Source organism: Euzebyella saccharophila (assembly GCF_014855495.1).
GTDB classification, from domain to species: Bacteria; Bacteroidota; Bacteroidia; order Flavobacteriales; family Flavobacteriaceae; genus Euzebyella; species Euzebyella saccharophila.
Map to the genome: position 1 here is coordinate 135,054 of NZ_JACYFJ010000008.1, position 15,767 is coordinate 150,820.

Genomic DNA, 15,767 nt, shown 5'->3' on the forward strand with positions numbered 1-15,767 from the left:
ACTGCTTGAAAGTCGTTGCGCAAATAAAAGAGCCTGTCAACCGTGAAATGGAACTATTTGAAACCAAGTTCCGTGAGGCTATGTCTTCTAAAGTGGCGCTCTTAAACAGGATAACCTATTATATCGTAAACCGGAAAGGGAAGCAAATGCGGCCCATGTTCGTTTTTTTGACCGCCAAACTACTAAGCAATGGCGAGGTCAATGAACGTACGTATCGCGGTGCTTCCGTAATTGAACTGATTCATACGGCCACTCTAGTACATGACGATGTGGTTGATGAGAGTAGTAAACGCAGGGGTTTTTTCTCCATCAACGCACTTTGGAAAAACAAGATTGCGGTATTAGTGGGAGATTATCTACTTTCAAAAGGCCTCTTGCTATCCATAGATAATGAGGATTTTGATTTGCTGAAGATTATTTCCGTTGCCGTTCGGGAAATGAGCGAGGGAGAATTGCTTCAGATTGAAAAAGCCCGAAGATTGGATATCACGGAAGAGGTTTACTATGATATCATCCGCCAAAAAACAGCTACCCTAATCGCTGCTTGCTGTAGCTTGGGAGCTTGTTCCGTAAAACCAAACTCCCCAGAGGTGGAGATTTTTAGAGAGTTTGGGGAATTGTGCGGAATGGCCTTCCAAATCAAGGACGATCTCTTTGACTACGGAGAGGCAAAAATTGGTAAACCTACCGGAATTGATATCAAGGAGCAAAAAATGACACTTCCGTTGATCTACACCTTAAATAATTGCTCCAAAGAAAAAAAACGATGGCTCATCAATTCCGTAAAAAATCATAATAAGGATAAAAAACGGGTTAAGGAAGTCATAGCCTTCGTAAAGGAAAGTGGCGGACTCGAATATGCAGTCTCCAAAATGTTGGAGTTTAAGGAACGTGCCCTACAAATCTTGAAATCCTATCCGGAATCACCTTATCGCAGTTCTTTGGAGTTGATGGTCAACTATGTGGTAGACCGTAAAAAGTAGCCTTTTTTCCAAATTTCGGTAATTTTTTTACGCCTCAGGCAACCTTATGGTAACTTCCCGCGTCTATCTTTATAGAAGCAACCAAGGAAATTTGAAAATTATACCTTTTTATACCAACGAGAAGCAGCTAATTCGCAAGTCGATTTCCGGAAATCGGAAGGCCCAACAGGCGCTGTATGAAAAGCATTCGCCCTTAATGCTGAGTATCTGTAGACGTTACGTGAAAGACATGCAGTTTGCAGAAGACGTAATGGTGAGCGGTTTTGTAAAGGTTTTTAAATTTCTGCCGGAGTATAGGTTTGATGGAAGTTTTGAAGGTTGGATGCGTAGGATCATGGTAAACGAGAGTATTTCGTTCTTACGGAAAAAACAGTTTGTAGTTTTTGATGATGCCATGATTATGGATACCGCCGAAATACATCAGGAGCATTCTGACGAAGAGGTAGCGTACATTCAAAATTTAATTGATGGACTACCGGATGGTTATCGCGCCGTATTTATGCTGTACGCGGTTGAAGGGTATAAACATCAAGAAATTTCCAGTATGCTAGGCATTTCTGAGAGCACTTCCAAATCTCAATTGTTCAAGGCGAGAAAGTGGCTTCAAGAGCGATTAAGGAACCATAAACAAATAGGTTATGAACAGGAATAATTTTGATGAGGAAATAAGGAAGAAGTTTGAGTCCAGAAGACTTACACCGTCGGCTGGAGCCTGGGACAAAATTGAAGGTCAATTAGGGAGTCCATCGGCCCATAAACCAACTTATTATTATAGATGGGGCGTGGCAGCGGCATTTATTGCCTTTCTATTAATATCAGTACTTTACGTGATTGAAAAGGACAGTGCTACGCTGCCGGTAGAGGAAGTAGTTGTTAGGCCACAAAGGAAGGCGGAGGAAAAGGTAGACGACGTAGTTGCAGGTAGTGATGAGGGTGAAAGGGCAACTGTGAAACCTACTTTTGAACAAGTGGTGGAGATTAGTCCAGAGAAAGCATCGAAAAAGACGGAGGTAAAGCCTTTTGATTTTAAGGACGAAGAAGTAATTGCGGTCGTAGAGGAGGTAAATTTAGAGGAAAAGGTTAGTGAGCTCGACACCAACCATCTGTTGATCAACGCAAAGGTAGAGGAGTTGATAGCTCACGTGGCAATATTAGAAACGGATAAAGAAACCTTAACCGATTCTGAAGTCGATTCATTACTGAAGGAAGCGCAAAACGAGATTCTAAATTCAAAAATAACAGAATCCAGCGGTTCTGTTGATGCCATGGCTTTATTGGCCGATGTAGAAACCGAACTGGATAAAACCTTTAGAGATCAACTTTTTGATGCCTTAAAAGACCGTTTTATAAAAGTTCGGACGGCGCTGGCAGATAGAAATCAATAAAAAATCAATTCATCAATTTTATCTCTATTTAGAAATGAATGGAGAGGAGTTTATTCATACCCTATAATTTTTAGCACTAGGCTTTGTCTAAAAAAAAGGGGACAATCAATCAAAAACATCATCAATTATTAAATTACAAATCATGAGAATTATTGTTACTTATTTATTGGCAGCCTGTTCACTTCTGTGCGGTTATTACTTAACCGCACAAGAAGATGAAACTTTAAAGTTTAAAATTGAGCAGTTAGAACAAAAGAAGCGAGACGTTGAGCAAACGGAACGTGAAGCCTTAAAAGAAGAAGTAGAACGCATTAACGAACAACTTAATAATGAGGAAATTAATTTTGAACAGGCCCAAAACCTAAAAAAAGAGGCTGCGGAGCTTAGGGCAAAAAATATTGAAAATAAGGTGGCTATCATTGAGAATCAGATAGCCTTATTAAAGAGAAACGGAAACTACAATCTCAATTCTGAGACGAGTAGTGTGGAGTTGGCCATTGGTGGACGGGATGAAGAGGGAAACTTGCTTTTTGGAGTACAGTACAATTCCGGCGATCAGGACAAAGTGGTTTATGACCGCAGAACGTACGGTGACCCAGTTATTGCCTTTGGTCTTAACAATGCCATTACCGAAGGACAGTCAATAGAAGATTCACCCTATAAAATAGGAGGGAGTCGCTTTTTTGAAATTGGGTGGGCGTGGCGAACAAGAGTATTCAAAAACAGCAATTTCTTAAGATTACATTATGGTGCTTCCTTTCAGTTTAATGGCTTAAAACCTGTGGACAATCAATATTTTGTTATGAATAATGGTAGTGCAGAACTTCAGGAGTTTGACCAAGAATTATCTAAATCTAAATTTAGGATGGATAATTTGGTGTTGCCATTTCATTTGGAATTAGGACCTTCTAAACTAGAGCGCACCAACGAAAAAATGAGATATGACATTCACAATCAATTTAGGTTTGGAATTGGTGGTTATGCGGGAGTTAATTTGGGAACGCGTCAAAAATTGAAGTATGAATTGGATGGTGAAAAGGTGAAAGATAAAATTAAAAGGGACTATAATACTTCCAACTTTGTCTATGGCCTAAGTACATATATGGGGTTCGATAGTGTTTTGTTGTATGTGAAGTATGATTTAAACCCCATATTTAAGGATGCCGTCAATAAGCAGCGAAATATCTCTGTTGGCTTACGCCTGGATTTGGATTAGATTTTGTTTCATTTCCTCAGTAAACTCTTCTTCAAAGTAGACACGTTTGCAATGGGAACATTCAGCAACTATCCGAGTGGAAATTTTAAAAATTCGTATCCAAAATAAATGAAACCAATTACTGCTTTTAGAAATAGTTAAAGTTCCTAATTGTTTGCAGTGGGGGCAGGTAGTGTTGGGCAGAGGAAACTGTGCTGTTTGGCCAGGTCTGGTTCCAAAAAATAAAATCATTTCAAAGATTTCAATGGTTATTGGGTAAATTTAAGTAAATCACCAAGTATAGTAAAAGCACTCTTTAAATGTGCTTTTTTCTTTCACTGAGGTGCAGTTTAAAAACTTACCGGTGCCGATACTCTTTTTTGTAAGGCATGAAAATATTGATCCAAATATTTCTGGAGATACGGAGAATGAGGGGTAGGGCCAAAATCATGACCGCTACGATTACACAGTAGGTCTCGATTAAATCCAGACCTAAAATCAAGTAACAAAGGATAAAGGCTGCAGTTGCAAAAGTTAGACCAACAGGATAACTAACATACATAGCGCCATAAAAGAAGGAGGGCTCAATCTTGTATTTGGTAGTACAAACCGCGCAACGTTCCTTCATTTTGAGTGTACTTTTTAATTTGTAAGGATTTTTCTTCACATACATACTCTCATGATGGCATACCGGGCAGGTGCCAGTAAAAATACTATACAGTTTGGTGCCTTTTAATAATGACATATACAAGAATTTATTATGGTATCGTATATTTGCAAATTTAAGACCTTGTATCTTTTATTTTGTTTTAAAAATTCTCTAAAAATGGTAAATTTGAGACATTTTTTTGGTTACTTATGATTCCAGTTCTTCACATTGATCAGTTTGATAATCCTAAAAATCTTTCGGAGGTATACGCTAATGATTTATCCGCGCACCTACAAAAGAATAAAGATTTGGTATACACAGCCCACAAGCATGATTTTTATCTGGTAGTCTATTTCAGCAAAGGGGCCGGGGTACATGAAATTGATTTTAATAGGTTTCCAATTTACCCCGGTAGCCTATTTTTTCTTCAACCCGGGCAAACCCATTTATGGAAATTTACCGAAGCACCCGAAGGGCTACTATTTTTTCATACCAAAGAATTTTTTGAATGGGGTTTTAACCATGTTAAGACAGATGAGTTCCCATTTTATAGTTGGAATGGGAATCCCCCTTTTATGCAGTTGCATAAGGAGGAAAGGCCTAAAGTTCAAAGTTTGTTCATGGAAATCTATCAGGAGTATAGTAATGATAGAAGTCTTAAGGAGCAAAAACTAAGAAGTCTTCTGCATTTGTTGTATATAGATTTAAGTCGGTTGTATACCAGTAGGGATGACCATCAATTAATAGCATCTACTACCTATTTATCAACCTTAAAAAGGTTGAATGAAAGCATACATGAAAATTTTAGACAACACAAATCGGTATCCTATTATGCAGAGCAACTTCACATCACCGCAAAGCATTTAAACCGAATTACCGCAAGCACCTTGGGTAAGACGCCATCGGACTTAATATACGAACATATTTTGTTGGAAGCTAAACGTCAATTGGTGCATAGTAATGCTACCTTGTCCGCTATTGCCACTGACCTAGGTTTTGATGATAATTCTTATTTTTCCAAGGTCTTTGTCCGTAGGGTAGGGGTAACACCGTCGGCCTTTAGAAAATCCTATAAAAGTGGATAAAAAAAATCCCGGTTTGGAATTCCAAACCGGGATGTACCATTAATTTCTTGACCTAATTTTATAGCAACTCAAAAGTCACTGAAATATAGTAATCCCTGGTATTTTTTATCTTACCGTAGTATAAGGATTCTTGTATTTTGGAGTAATTGGTATCACTGATCATAATGGCCTTACCAATTTTTCTTCCCACTTTGGTTGCAATGGCATTGGCTTTTTTCTTTGCACTTTCAAAGGCTTTTTCGGCATAAGTCGCAGCTTGCTCTGGGGCTAGCTCAAACTCCAAACTAGATTCTGATCTAGATACCCCAATGCTTTTTACACTCAAGAACTTTTTCATTTCGTCTATGGATTTAGTTCTGAATTCAACAATAGTTCCTTCTTTCTCATAACCCAGAAGATTATAGGCGAACAAATCTTCATTTAACTTACTTGATGAAATACCGGCTTTTTCAAGCTTATCGTAATATCCGCTTTTTACCTCAGATATGCTGATGGTTTGAGCATCATAATACACATTGTTTAGACTAACGACCATTTTGCTTATATATTCAGGGGACATGGAATACTCGTACATACCATTTACGGTGATACTGTTGGTATCTGTCTGTGCTTGTATTGTAGCCAATGAGATGAAAGTAAAGGCAATTGAAAGTAAAAGCTTTTTCATGATTATAGTTTTAAAGCGCCCGCTAGGGCCTGTATTAATTTGTTAATAGGTAACGTTGTCGAATAAATTATCTTGCATTATAGGAATAAAAAGGATGCGGCTATCATCCACGCCCCAACCCCAATTCCAACAATTCCCAATTTACCTTGGGAGGGCGCTATTTTCTCTCTTAGTTCGGCAGCCTTGGCTTTTGCCGCCTCATTTTTTGAGAGTAGCAATTTATTGATAAGGCTTGAACTTAATAAAAAGCCCAATCCAGCAGAAATAAGGTTGCCAACCAAGAAGGTTACCCACCAAATAGGGGCTGTACTCAACCAGCCCATATTTAAAATGGCAGAAATGACGCCCCATAAGCCCCAAAAGCAGAGAACAAGGCCAATCCAACCTTGATACGGTTCAATTTTTTCCAAAAGCTCTTTGGCATTCGGTTTTTTAGATAATAGCAACGAGGGTACTGCGATAATGCTTAAAAAAATAAGAGAAATTCCCCAGATCATAATTTAGAATTTTGTGCCATTTTCGTTTGGCAGGTTATATAAGTTGTTTTTTACAATGGTACAAAGATGGGGTGGGGTCAGCGTTCTGGGTACCCTTGAGATAGTGAATTGGTTATCCCTGTTTTCAGGGGTGTTGTAGTAATTGTTAAAAAATTATTAAGCGCCTTAAGGCTCTTGAGGTATGCTTTATTTAATAGTACCTTGTTTTAAAACTACAACTTATGAAACATATCTATTTAGGAATAATGGCCCTTACAATTTTGGTGGGGTGTAAAGAAGAAAAAAAGGTTTCTGAGGAAACTAAGGAAGAGTTGGCGGACAATGGGCCTGTTACGGTACAGACGGCCATTGGGCCTTTGGAATTGGCCGCGCCCTTTTCTTCGGAATCCGTAACTAAGCAAAGTAAGGTTATAGGATGGGAAGATGGGCAAAAACCTGTTGCTCCGGCCGGATTTACCGTTAGTCGTTTTGCAGACAATCTAAAACATCCACGTTGGACCTACATTGCGCCTAACAATGACATGTTCGTGGCGGAGGCGAACACAAAAGAAAGTGCAAATCAAATAACACTTCTAAGGGATACGGACAATGACGGCACCGTAGATGAAAGACATATATTCGCCGAAGGTCTCAACCAAAATTTTGGAATGTTGGTTTTAAACGGGTATTTCTATGTGGCCAATACTGATGGACTTTACAGATATCCGTATAAAGAAGGACAAAATAAATTGGAAGGCGAGGGTGAAAAAATTGTGGAGCTTTCCGCAAGCGGATATAATAACCACTGGACCAGAAATATAATTACCAACAAAGAAGGCAGTAAAATCTATATTTCCGTAGGGTCAGCCAGCAATGTGGGTGAACAAGGAATGGAAACCGAAAAAAGAAGGGCCAATATTTTAGAGGTGAACCCAGACGGTAGTGGAGAAATTGTATACGCAGATGGAATACGAAATCCAGTGGGCATGGACTGGAACCCTGTTACCGGAGATTTATGGACCGCCGTAAATGAGCGTGACAAGATCGGTAATGATTTGGTACCCGATTATATCACCAGCGTACAGAAGGGCGGCTGGTATGGATGGCCCTATAGTTATTACGGACAAATAAACGACCCAAGATGGGGAGAAGACCCGCATCAAGATTTGGTAGATAAGGCTATAATTCCTGATGTGCCGGTAGGTAATCATACGGCTTCCCTAGGTTTGGAGTTTTATACAGCGGACCAATTTCCGGCCTCCTATAAAAATGGTGCCTTTGTAGGTCAGCATGGATCCTGGAACCGTGCAATCTTTTCCGGCTATAAGGTGTTGTTTGTTCCTTTTGAGAATGGAAAACCGCAACAACCGCAAGATTTTTTAACCGGTTTTATTGCCAATGAGGAAGCGGGTGAAGTCTATGGTAGACCGGTTTGCGTAGTTACCGCTCCGGACGGCTCCCTCTTGGTGAGCGATGATGATAGCGGTATTATCTGGAGGGTAACCGCAGAATAAACATAAATTGATCCAGAATATCAAAATTTGAAATAGTGCTTATCTTTGGGCACTATTTCTTTTTTATCCAAGTATTGATTTCAAAAACAACCATAGATCAAGTATTTGAAACCGCCCGATTAGAGGAGGTCATAGGTGATTTTGTCCAACTTAAAAAGTCCGGCTCCAACTTTAAGGGGTTGAGTCCTTTCACAGATGAGCGTACACCCAGTTTTATGGTTTCGCCCGTAAAGCAAATATGGAAAGACTTTAGTAGCGGTAAGGGTGGTAATGTGGTGGCATTCTTAATGGAGCACGAGCATTTTACCTATCCTGAAGCCATCAAATACCTTGCGAAAAAATACAATATAGAGATAGAGGAAACCCAAAGAACAGATGAGCAAAAGCAAGAAGCCAATGAACGGGAAAGCATGTATCTGGTTTCTGAATTTGCCCAAAAACACTTTGAGAAAATGCTTTGGGAGACTGAACTGGGAAAGGCTATTGGACTTTCTTACTTTAAAGAACGGGGCTTTACCCAAGAAACCATACAAAAATTTGGTCTGGGGTACTGTTTGGACGAGTGGGACGGGTTTACCAAAACGGCATTGGATAAAGGGTATAAGCTTAACTATTTAGAAAAGACCGGGCTTACGATAGTTAAAGAGAATCCTCAGAATCCAAACGACCCTAGAAAGTTTGATCGTTTTAAGGGTAGGGTTATGTTTCCCATTCATTCCATGAGCGGAAGAGTATTGGGTTTTGGCGGTAGAATTCTAAAGACAGATAAAAAGGCTGCTAAATACCAAAATTCACCGGAAAGTGATATTTACCATAAGAGTAAGGTTCTTTACGGAATTTATTATGCCAAGCAAGCTATTGCCAAGGAGGATAATTGTTTTTTGGTGGAAGGGTATACAGATGTCATTCAGTTTGTTCAAAGAGGAATTGAAAACGTGGTCTCTTCCAGTGGTACCGCTTTAACATCCGAACAAATCAGGCTCATCAATAGGCTCACCAAGAATATTACCGTATTATTTGATGGCGATGCTGCGGGTTTAAGGGCGTCATTGAGGGGGATCGATTTGATTCTGGAACAGGGAATGAACGTGAAGGTCTGTACGTTTCCTGAAGGAGAGGATCCTGATAGTTTTGCGAAAAACAATGAACTGGAAGAAATTCAGCAGTACCTAAAGGAAAATTCCAAAGATTTTATACAGTTCAAGGCGCACATTTTAGCAAAGGAATCGGCAAATGATCCCATTAAAAGAGCGGAAACGGTTAGGGATATTGTCCAGAGTATTTCCAAGATTCCCGATGGAATCAAAAGGGAAATTTACGTACAAGAATGTGCGGGCATTATGAACGTTTCGGAATCTGTATTGTTCAGTACGTTGGCCCAGATGGGTAAAAAGGATCGTACGGAGGCTGCTAAGGCTCAAAAGGAGGAGCAAAAAGCCTTTAATGTCGTCAAAAATGATGCTACCATTGAGAAGGTGGACGTTCAATATGAATTGGAGCGAAAGATTATTGAGCTCCTGCTATTATACGGAAGTGAAACCGAAGAATTTGAAGATCTGATCCTAAAGGAAAGTGAGGAGGGAGATTTAATTTTGGAACCCTTAAGCATTGAGGCAAAGGTCTATGAGAAAATTTTCTTGGATTTGCAGGATGATGAGATAGAATTGGCAAACGAAAAGTTTAGAAATATCTATTACAAACTTATTGAAGCCCTAAACCAAGACGAGAAATTTCAATTAAACACATTCCTTTCCGGTCTGGCACAGGATATGGTGGGCGAAATTTCGTCCATTATGATGGAGGAAGAAAAATACGTATTGCACAATTGGGAACGCAAGGATATCTTTCCAAAAGATAAAAAACTGGGAGTGGCCCAGTTGGTAAGTGAAACGATTCTAACCTTGAGATGTTTTTTGATCAAGAAAAGAATGCTGGCCCTTCAAGATAATACCAAGGGAGGGGAAGGAGACCATAGGGATACTTTGGAGGAAATCATGAATTACATTCACCTCAATAAACTTCTTAATAAAAAATTGAACCGAGTTTTGTCATAAAAAAATCCCGAACGAACGTCCGGGATTTTTAATTTCTTAGTCTTAGTCTTAGTCTTAGTCTTAGTCTTTCAAGTTCATGCTGAAGTCTTAGTAAAGTTCCAAAGCTTTAGCTTGTTGAAGAAGATCAACCATGTTGTCTACATTCAACTTTTTCATTAGGCGCGCTTTGTAGGTACTAACCGTTTTCTCGTTCAAGTTAAGGCCTATGGCCACGTCCTTATTTCTTTTTCCACTGGCAAGTAATTTTAGAACCTCTACCTCACGTGTAGATAGTTTTCTAAAGAACCTACGTGGTTTTTGTGTACCCTCATCAAAAGCAAGTCTCTGTGCGAGCTCATTGGTAATGAACATATTACCTTCGCTAACCTTTTTAACGGCAGAAATAATGTAATCAATGTCCGATGCTTTTGAAAGGTAACCAAAGGCCCCAGCCCTAATGGTACTCAAAGCATACACATCTTCAGATTGACCACTGTACATAAGAACCTTAACATCAGGATTTTCTTTCTTAAGTTTTCTTAAAGTGGCAATTCCATTGATTTCTGGAATATCCATCTCCAACATGATAACGTCGGGGGTGACTCTTTCTAATTTTTCAAAAAGCTCCGAAGTTGTAGATGCCGTTTCTACTACTTGAAAGCCTGTAGCACTTTCTAAAACGCTTGTAACACCCATCCTGACAATTGGGTGATTGTCCGCAATTAATACTTTAATCATTTTGTTAGTTTTGTTCTAGATAATAAACTTTCGATTAGGGCGTGGGAAAAAATACTGACACGCAAAATAAACTTTATAAATCTAATTTCTGAGGCTAATGTCATATTTTTTTCACAAAAACGGCCTTTCTGATGGATATATTCGTTTAGTTTACACCTAATTAGGACAAATTGCTATTTGAGTTGTTCCGGAATTTCACAGACCGGAATCGGCAGCATTTTGTGTTTATTGGCCGTATTGAATCGCATAAAGATACGAAATACTTCTCTTTCTCGGCCAGAAAAATCGTTTTCGTCCTTGCCTTGCTCCAACATGGCCATTGCCCATTCCAATTCTGGGTAAGATGCCCCGATCTGGTCCTCATCCGTTCTATCATCTCCCCAAAGCCCATCTGTAGGGGCTGCATCGATAATTTCTTGGTTGACCCCAAGGTGTTTGGCAATATCATAAACCTCGGTTTTCAACAGGTCTGCTATGGGGCTCAAATCTACCCCTCCATCTCCGTATTTAGTGTAAAATCCAACCCCAAAGTCTTCTACTTTATTGCCAGTTCCTGCGACTAAATAACCTTTTAAAGCGGCAAAATAGTATAAGGTGGTCATTCGAAGACGTGCCCTGGTATTGGCCAAGGACATAAAGCGTTCCTCTTCATTTTCAACAGGGGGCAAGGAAGCTACCAAACTGTCAAAAACCGGGGTTAGGTTTACTGGTTGTCTTTTAACGTTCTTAAAATTTGCTTGTAGCCAATTAATGTGATTGGCGGCCCTGCTAACTTGGTTTTCGGCTTGATGAATGGGCATCTCCAAACACAATAGGTCCAAACCTGTTTTTGCACAAAGGGTAGAAGTTACCGCAGAATCTATTCCGCCAGAAATCCCAATTACAAATCCTTTAATTTTAGCATTCGTGGCATAGTCCTTAAGCCATTTTACAATATGCTCCGTTACCTTTTCTGTTTGCATAAGATGTTGTTTTATTGAGATACGTTAACTTTGTCGGTTAAAATTAGTACCTACCAGCTTAATAATAAAATGTATAGAAAAATACTTAAATGGAATGCGGGCATTTTTACGATATTTCTCGTTTTAACCGTCTTTTTTAGTTGTAATGATACCAATAAGGTTGAAGCGGAAATAGCAAAGGTTCCTGTAGAATTGCAAGTTGCTAGGTTTGATAGGGAATTTGCCACCGCGCAACCTGAAGATATTTTGGGACTAAAAAACAAGTATCCTTATTTATTTCCTCGTCAATATGCAGATACTGTCTGGGTGGCCAAACTCAAAGATACCTTACAAATAGAATTATTGGAAGAGGTGGAAAAAGCCTTTCCTGATTTTGAGCAGGAAGCATCCGAGTTGGAAGATTTGTACCGGCACATTAAATACTATTTTCCTCAATCTAAGGTTCCCAAAGTGGTCACCCTTACATCGGACGTTCAATATGAGAACCGGATAATTCTAACGGATAGCCTGTTACTTATTGGTTTGGATAATTATTTAGGACCGGATCATAAATTTTATGTGGATATTCAGAACTATATAAAATCCAATTTGGATAGAGAATATTTGGTGAGTGATGTGGCCAGCGCCTTTGCAAAGCAGGTAGTACCCAAGCCCCAGAGTCGGAGTTTTTTGGGCAAAATGGTTTATTATGGAAAAGAACTGTATGTAAAGGATCAATTATTGCCATCATCAAAAGATTATTTGAAGATAAACTATACTGAAGACCAGTTGCAATGGGCAAAAGCAAACGAGGAACCCATTTGGAGAAATTATATTGAAAACGAATACCTTTTTAGTACGGATGCGAAATTGTCCAGACGGTTTTTGGACCCTGCACCGTTTTCCAAATTTGGATTGGAACTGGACAATGAATCTCCAGGAAGAATAGGCAGGTATATGGGATGGCAAATAGTGAGAGCTTTTATGGATAGCAATAAGGTGTCCTTACAGCAAATGCTCAATTTACCAGCGGAAGAAATTTTTAAAAAATCGAATTTTAAACCATCAAAATAAAATGGCGAAATTACATACCTCAGAAATTACCTTAAAAGTAGGATTGGATGAAAACCGAGTACCTGAGACACTCACATGGTCTGCGCAAGACGGGGGGGTGGACAATGAGGAGGCGAAGGCCATGTTGTTATCCGTTTGGGATAGCAAGCACCAAGAATCCCTAAAAATTGATTTGTGGACCAAGGATATGCCCGTTGATGAAATGAAAGTGTTCTTTCACCAAACTTTAGTGTCCATGTCCGATACTTTTTATAAGGCCACTCAGGATGAAAAAATGACCGCTACCATGAAAGATTTTTGCGATTACTTTGCTGAGAAATTGGAGCTTAAAAAGTAACATTGTCAAGATTTAAAAATATAAACGACCGGCTTTTACCGGTCGTTTTTTATTTCCTTTTTTTATGAAGAAGGCGGTTGGTAGGCAGGAACAAGATTGTCTTTGGCAGGAATCGTCTTTAGATAGGCAAAAATTGCCGCTATGTCATCATCGGTCAAATAGGAATAATGCTTTGGCATGGGCGGCATAATGGGGCGTGAATTTTCTTCTCCTTTATACTTCATATCTCTTAAGGCCTTGGTAAACTGTGCCAATGACCAACTGCCAATACCGGTTTCGTGAGGCGTGAGATTGGCTGCATAACTGGTACCCCAAGGCCCCACGCCAGCCGTTAAATCTCCTGCAAATAATACCCATGGTCCAATAGGCACATTTTCAGGAACTGGAGGTAATGGTTGTGAGGCATCAAAACCCATCATAAATTTATCCATATCATGAACAGGGCCTTGTGCTGTCATCTTCTTAGGTGTATGACAGTCGGTACAGCCCAATACATCTACCATATATTTTCCATGGTCAACTTGGTTTTTAATTTTATCTTCTTCACTAATGGCGGTGATGGGGTCTTCTTTAGGTTGGTCTTTGCAAGAAAGAAAAATTAGACTTGCGAATAAGATTAATGTTGGAATTGATGTTTTCATAGTGGACGGTATTTAAAGTCTTCTGATAAATTAATTTTTTTTAAAAGCCATTGTGCTCAAATTGTATCAATGGTGCCAAACCTTGTATAAGGGGAAGAAATAAGGGTCGGACTTTGAAGGGGGAAGATAAGCTTGAAGGTGAATACCTTAAGACTGCTGAGGGGCCTTCGCAATTTCCATATCAAATTGATGGGCCGTGGCCAGCACTTGATGAATCATATCTGGGTGTACTGATTTCTCTAAGGCATTTGGTTCGGAAATGTCCACCCCAAATTTTTCAAAAAAGCTTAGAAACCCTTTGGGACTATGAATACTAACAAATTTGCAAGGGTAAATTACTTTTGTTGTTGAAGGTGTGCAGCGTTCCTGGCGGTATATCTAGTGATTCTCCAGCTTTCAGGGTTTGTAGTGTACCATTTACAAAGAATTCCATTTCACCTTCCATAATAAGAAAGGTTTCCTTGTATTTTTTGTGAATATGAGGTGGCGGTCCCTGGGCTCCAGCCGGGGTTTTAATCACTGTAAGATCATAATCTCCAGTGGTTGGGTGAAGGGTAACCTCTTGGCCCAATACCCAAAATGCCTGTAATTTTTTCATTTCATGAGATTTTTGTCTCACAATGATAGTGTATTATTTTTTAGTTTCAAAATTTTATAAGACATTTGTCTCATGAGTGATTCGCATTTAAGTTCAGGGAGAAAGGCCCAAAAGCAACAGACACGACAAAAAATACTTAAGGCGGCAAATGATTTAGTGAAGAATCATAGTCCCCTAAATATGGATGAAATCGCCAAAGAAGCAGGTATTTCGAGGGCGACAATTTATAGGTATTATTCAAATGCCGAAGAAATTGCCACTGAACTCATTTTATACCTAAACGTACCTGATTCCGGTAAACTGATGTCTGATTGGGAGGGCCAAAATCTTTATGATGGCCTGAAGGGCATACAAAATGCCTATTTGGATTTCATATTCAATAATGAAATTCCTTCCAAAAAATTCTTAGGAGCCATTCTTTCTTCTGCCGACCCAAAATTGGAACGAGGTCAAAATAGGATTACCTCGGTTCGTGAATTTTTAGCTTCTAAGGATATTCAGATGAATCCAGTGGAAAAAGAAAACCTAAGTGTTATCGCTACTTTGTTAATGGGTATTGAGGCAGTTATTGTTACCAAAGATGTATGTGGTCTTGACAATCAAAAATCTAGAGAGGTTCTAAATTGGGCATTGGACCGTATTTTGAAAGGTTTGTAGTTTTTAATCACAAAAATGCGACCCTAAGGCCGCATTTTTTGTTTTTCCAAGTGAACGAATATTAATTCGCCATAGGAACCTCCATCAAGAGCACTTTGCTATCGGTTTCAAACTTGAAATCCAACTCTTTTGCCTCCGTAATTCCAAGTCCGTCCCTCCTTGATAATGCCACTTCGTTAACGGAAACCGAACCTTCCAAAACAAACACGTACAAGCCGTTGTTCTCATTTTTCATTATATAGTTGGTGGTTTTTCCTTGCTCAAAATCGCCTAAGTGAAACCACGCATCTTGATGAATCCAGACACCTTCGTCTTCGGCATTGGGTGATACAATTTGTCGAAAGGTATTTTCAGTATCCTTTTCATCCAACGTAATTTGATCGTAGCGTGGGGTAACATTCACCTTATTGGGAATGACCCAAATCTGCAAGAATTTCACCAATTGATCATGGTTCTTGTTCTTTTCGCTATGTTGAATTCCCGAACCAGCGCTCATCACTTGTATATCCCCTTTCCTTATGACGGCGGTATTACCCATACTATCCTTGTGTTCCAAATCGCCCTCCAGGGGTATGGAAATTATTTCCATATTACTGTGGCCATGGGTGCCAAAACCCATTCCTGCAGAAACCTCGTCATCGTTTAAAACCCTCAATACCCCAAAATTCATTCTTTCGGGATTGTGATAATTACCAAAACTAAAGGTATGGTAGGTGTTGAGCCAACCGTGATTTGCATGGCCTCTGGTAGTTGCTTTATGTATTATTGATTTCATGTTTGTATTTTAAAAAATT

19 protein-coding genes are annotated in these 15,767 nt (G+C 39.3%); 10 read left to right on the forward strand and 9 right to left on the reverse strand.

The features are described from left to right. The first annotated feature begins 5 nt into the window (after positions 1-5). The 4 genes from IL355_RS18100 (at position 6) to IL355_RS18115 (ending at position 3,584) form a co-directional block, all read left to right on the forward strand. Positions 6-983 carry a polyprenyl synthetase family protein gene (locus tag IL355_RS18100; RefSeq protein WP_192463500.1) on the forward strand — a complete coding sequence of 326 codons (978 nt, stop codon included), beginning with the start codon at positions 6-8 and terminating at the stop codon, positions 981-983. 91 nt (positions 984-1,074) lie between these two features. Then, the gene (locus tag IL355_RS18105; RefSeq protein WP_192463501.1) at positions 1,075-1,635 is read left to right on the forward strand and encodes an RNA polymerase sigma factor; all 561 of its coding nucleotides are present in this window, start codon (positions 1,075-1,077) and stop codon (positions 1,633-1,635) included. After that, entirely contained in the window at positions 1,622-2,368 is a 747-nt protein-coding gene (locus IL355_RS18110) for a hypothetical protein (RefSeq protein WP_192463502.1), read from the forward strand. The genes IL355_RS18105 and IL355_RS18110 overlap by 14 nt, the downstream gene beginning before the upstream one ends. Positions 2,369-2,510: 142 nt before the next feature. After that, positions 2,511-3,584, forward strand: coding sequence for a hypothetical protein (locus IL355_RS18115; RefSeq protein WP_192463503.1), 1,074 nt, complete (start codon positions 2,511-2,513; stop codon positions 3,582-3,584). Here the strand turns inward: IL355_RS18115 and IL355_RS18120 are convergent. Then, positions 3,564-3,815: a zinc-ribbon domain-containing protein gene (locus IL355_RS18120; protein WP_192463504.1), complete on the reverse strand. Its 252-nt coding sequence runs from the start codon at positions 3,813-3,815 to the stop codon at positions 3,564-3,566. The two genes, IL355_RS18115 and IL355_RS18120, sit on opposite strands and share 21 nt — an antisense overlap. Positions 3,816-3,921: 106 nt before the next feature. Continuing rightward, complete coding sequence (locus IL355_RS18125; RefSeq protein ID WP_192463505.1) at positions 3,922-4,308, reverse strand: DUF983 domain-containing protein; 387 nt, start codon at positions 4,306-4,308, stop codon at positions 3,922-3,924. A 113-nt stretch (positions 4,309-4,421) separates the two neighbouring features. Between IL355_RS18125 and IL355_RS18130 the strand changes: the two genes are divergently transcribed. Then, complete coding sequence (locus IL355_RS18130; protein WP_192463506.1) at positions 4,422-5,297, forward strand: helix-turn-helix domain-containing protein; 876 nt, start codon at positions 4,422-4,424, stop codon at positions 5,295-5,297. A gap of 58 nt (positions 5,298-5,355) precedes the next feature. On the opposite strand, the gene IL355_RS18135 is transcribed toward IL355_RS18130, so the two are convergent. Next, on the reverse strand, positions 5,356-5,964 hold the full coding sequence (locus tag IL355_RS18135) for an SIMPL domain-containing protein (protein WP_192463507.1): 609 nt from the start codon (positions 5,962-5,964) through the stop codon (positions 5,356-5,358). Between the two features lie 77 nt (positions 5,965-6,041). Beyond that, complete coding sequence (locus IL355_RS18140; protein ID WP_192463508.1) at positions 6,042-6,461, reverse strand: hypothetical protein; 420 nt, start codon at positions 6,459-6,461, stop codon at positions 6,042-6,044. 221 nt (positions 6,462-6,682) lie between these two features. Between IL355_RS18140 and IL355_RS18145 the strand changes: the two genes are divergently transcribed. Both IL355_RS18145 and dnaG read left to right on the forward strand, forming a co-directional pair. Next, positions 6,683-7,954, forward strand: coding sequence for a PQQ-dependent sugar dehydrogenase (locus tag IL355_RS18145; protein ID WP_192463509.1), 1,272 nt, complete (start codon positions 6,683-6,685; stop codon positions 7,952-7,954). Positions 7,955-8,028: 74 nt separating this feature from the next. Beyond that, entirely contained in the window at positions 8,029-10,008 is a 1,980-nt protein-coding gene (dnaG, locus tag IL355_RS18150; protein WP_192463551.1) for a DNA primase, read from the forward strand. Positions 10,009-10,095: 87 nt separating this feature from the next. Here the strand turns inward: dnaG and IL355_RS18155 are convergent, their stop codons facing one another. Together IL355_RS18155 and nadE are read right to left on the reverse strand one after the other, a co-directional pair. Next, positions 10,096-10,725 (reverse strand): response regulator, encoded by a 630-nt coding sequence (locus tag IL355_RS18155; protein ID WP_192463510.1) that lies wholly within the window; start codon positions 10,723-10,725, stop codon positions 10,096-10,098. A 173-nt stretch (positions 10,726-10,898) separates the two neighbouring features. Then, a complete protein-coding gene (nadE, locus tag IL355_RS18160; RefSeq protein ID WP_187457526.1) occupies positions 10,899-11,687 on the reverse strand; it encodes an NAD(+) synthase in 789 nt (262 codons plus the stop codon). A 69-nt stretch (positions 11,688-11,756) separates the two neighbouring features. Here nadE and gldB point away from each other — a divergent pair, with 69 nt between their 5' ends. After that, positions 11,757-12,740: a gliding motility lipoprotein GldB gene (gene gldB, locus IL355_RS18165; protein WP_192463511.1), complete on the forward strand. Its 984-nt coding sequence runs from the start codon at positions 11,757-11,759 to the stop codon at positions 12,738-12,740. A gap of 1 nt (position 12,741) precedes the next feature. After that, positions 12,742-13,077, forward strand: a complete 336-nt coding sequence (gene gldC / locus IL355_RS18170; RefSeq protein ID WP_192463512.1) for a gliding motility protein GldC — start codon at positions 12,742-12,744, stop codon at positions 13,075-13,077. A gap of 62 nt (positions 13,078-13,139) precedes the next feature. Here the strand turns inward: gldC and IL355_RS18175 are convergent, their stop codons facing one another. Together IL355_RS18175 and IL355_RS19270 are read right to left on the reverse strand one after the other, a co-directional pair. After that, entirely contained in the window at positions 13,140-13,718 is a 579-nt protein-coding gene (locus IL355_RS18175; RefSeq protein WP_192463513.1) for a c-type cytochrome, read from the reverse strand. 313 nt (positions 13,719-14,031) lie between these two features. Continuing rightward, a complete protein-coding gene (locus IL355_RS19270) occupies positions 14,032-14,316 on the reverse strand; it encodes a cupin domain-containing protein (protein ID WP_225621326.1) in 285 nt (94 codons plus the stop codon). Between the two features lie 72 nt (positions 14,317-14,388). Between IL355_RS19270 and IL355_RS18185 the strand changes: the two genes are divergently transcribed. Beyond that, a complete protein-coding gene (locus tag IL355_RS18185; RefSeq protein WP_192463514.1) occupies positions 14,389-14,973 on the forward strand; it encodes a TetR/AcrR family transcriptional regulator in 585 nt (194 codons plus the stop codon). A 61-nt stretch (positions 14,974-15,034) separates the two neighbouring features. On the opposite strand, the gene IL355_RS18190 is transcribed toward IL355_RS18185, so the two are convergent. Continuing rightward, positions 15,035-15,748 (reverse strand): pirin family protein, encoded by a 714-nt coding sequence (locus IL355_RS18190; RefSeq protein WP_192463515.1) that lies wholly within the window; start codon positions 15,746-15,748, stop codon positions 15,035-15,037. Positions 15,749-15,767: the final 19 nt, after the last annotated feature.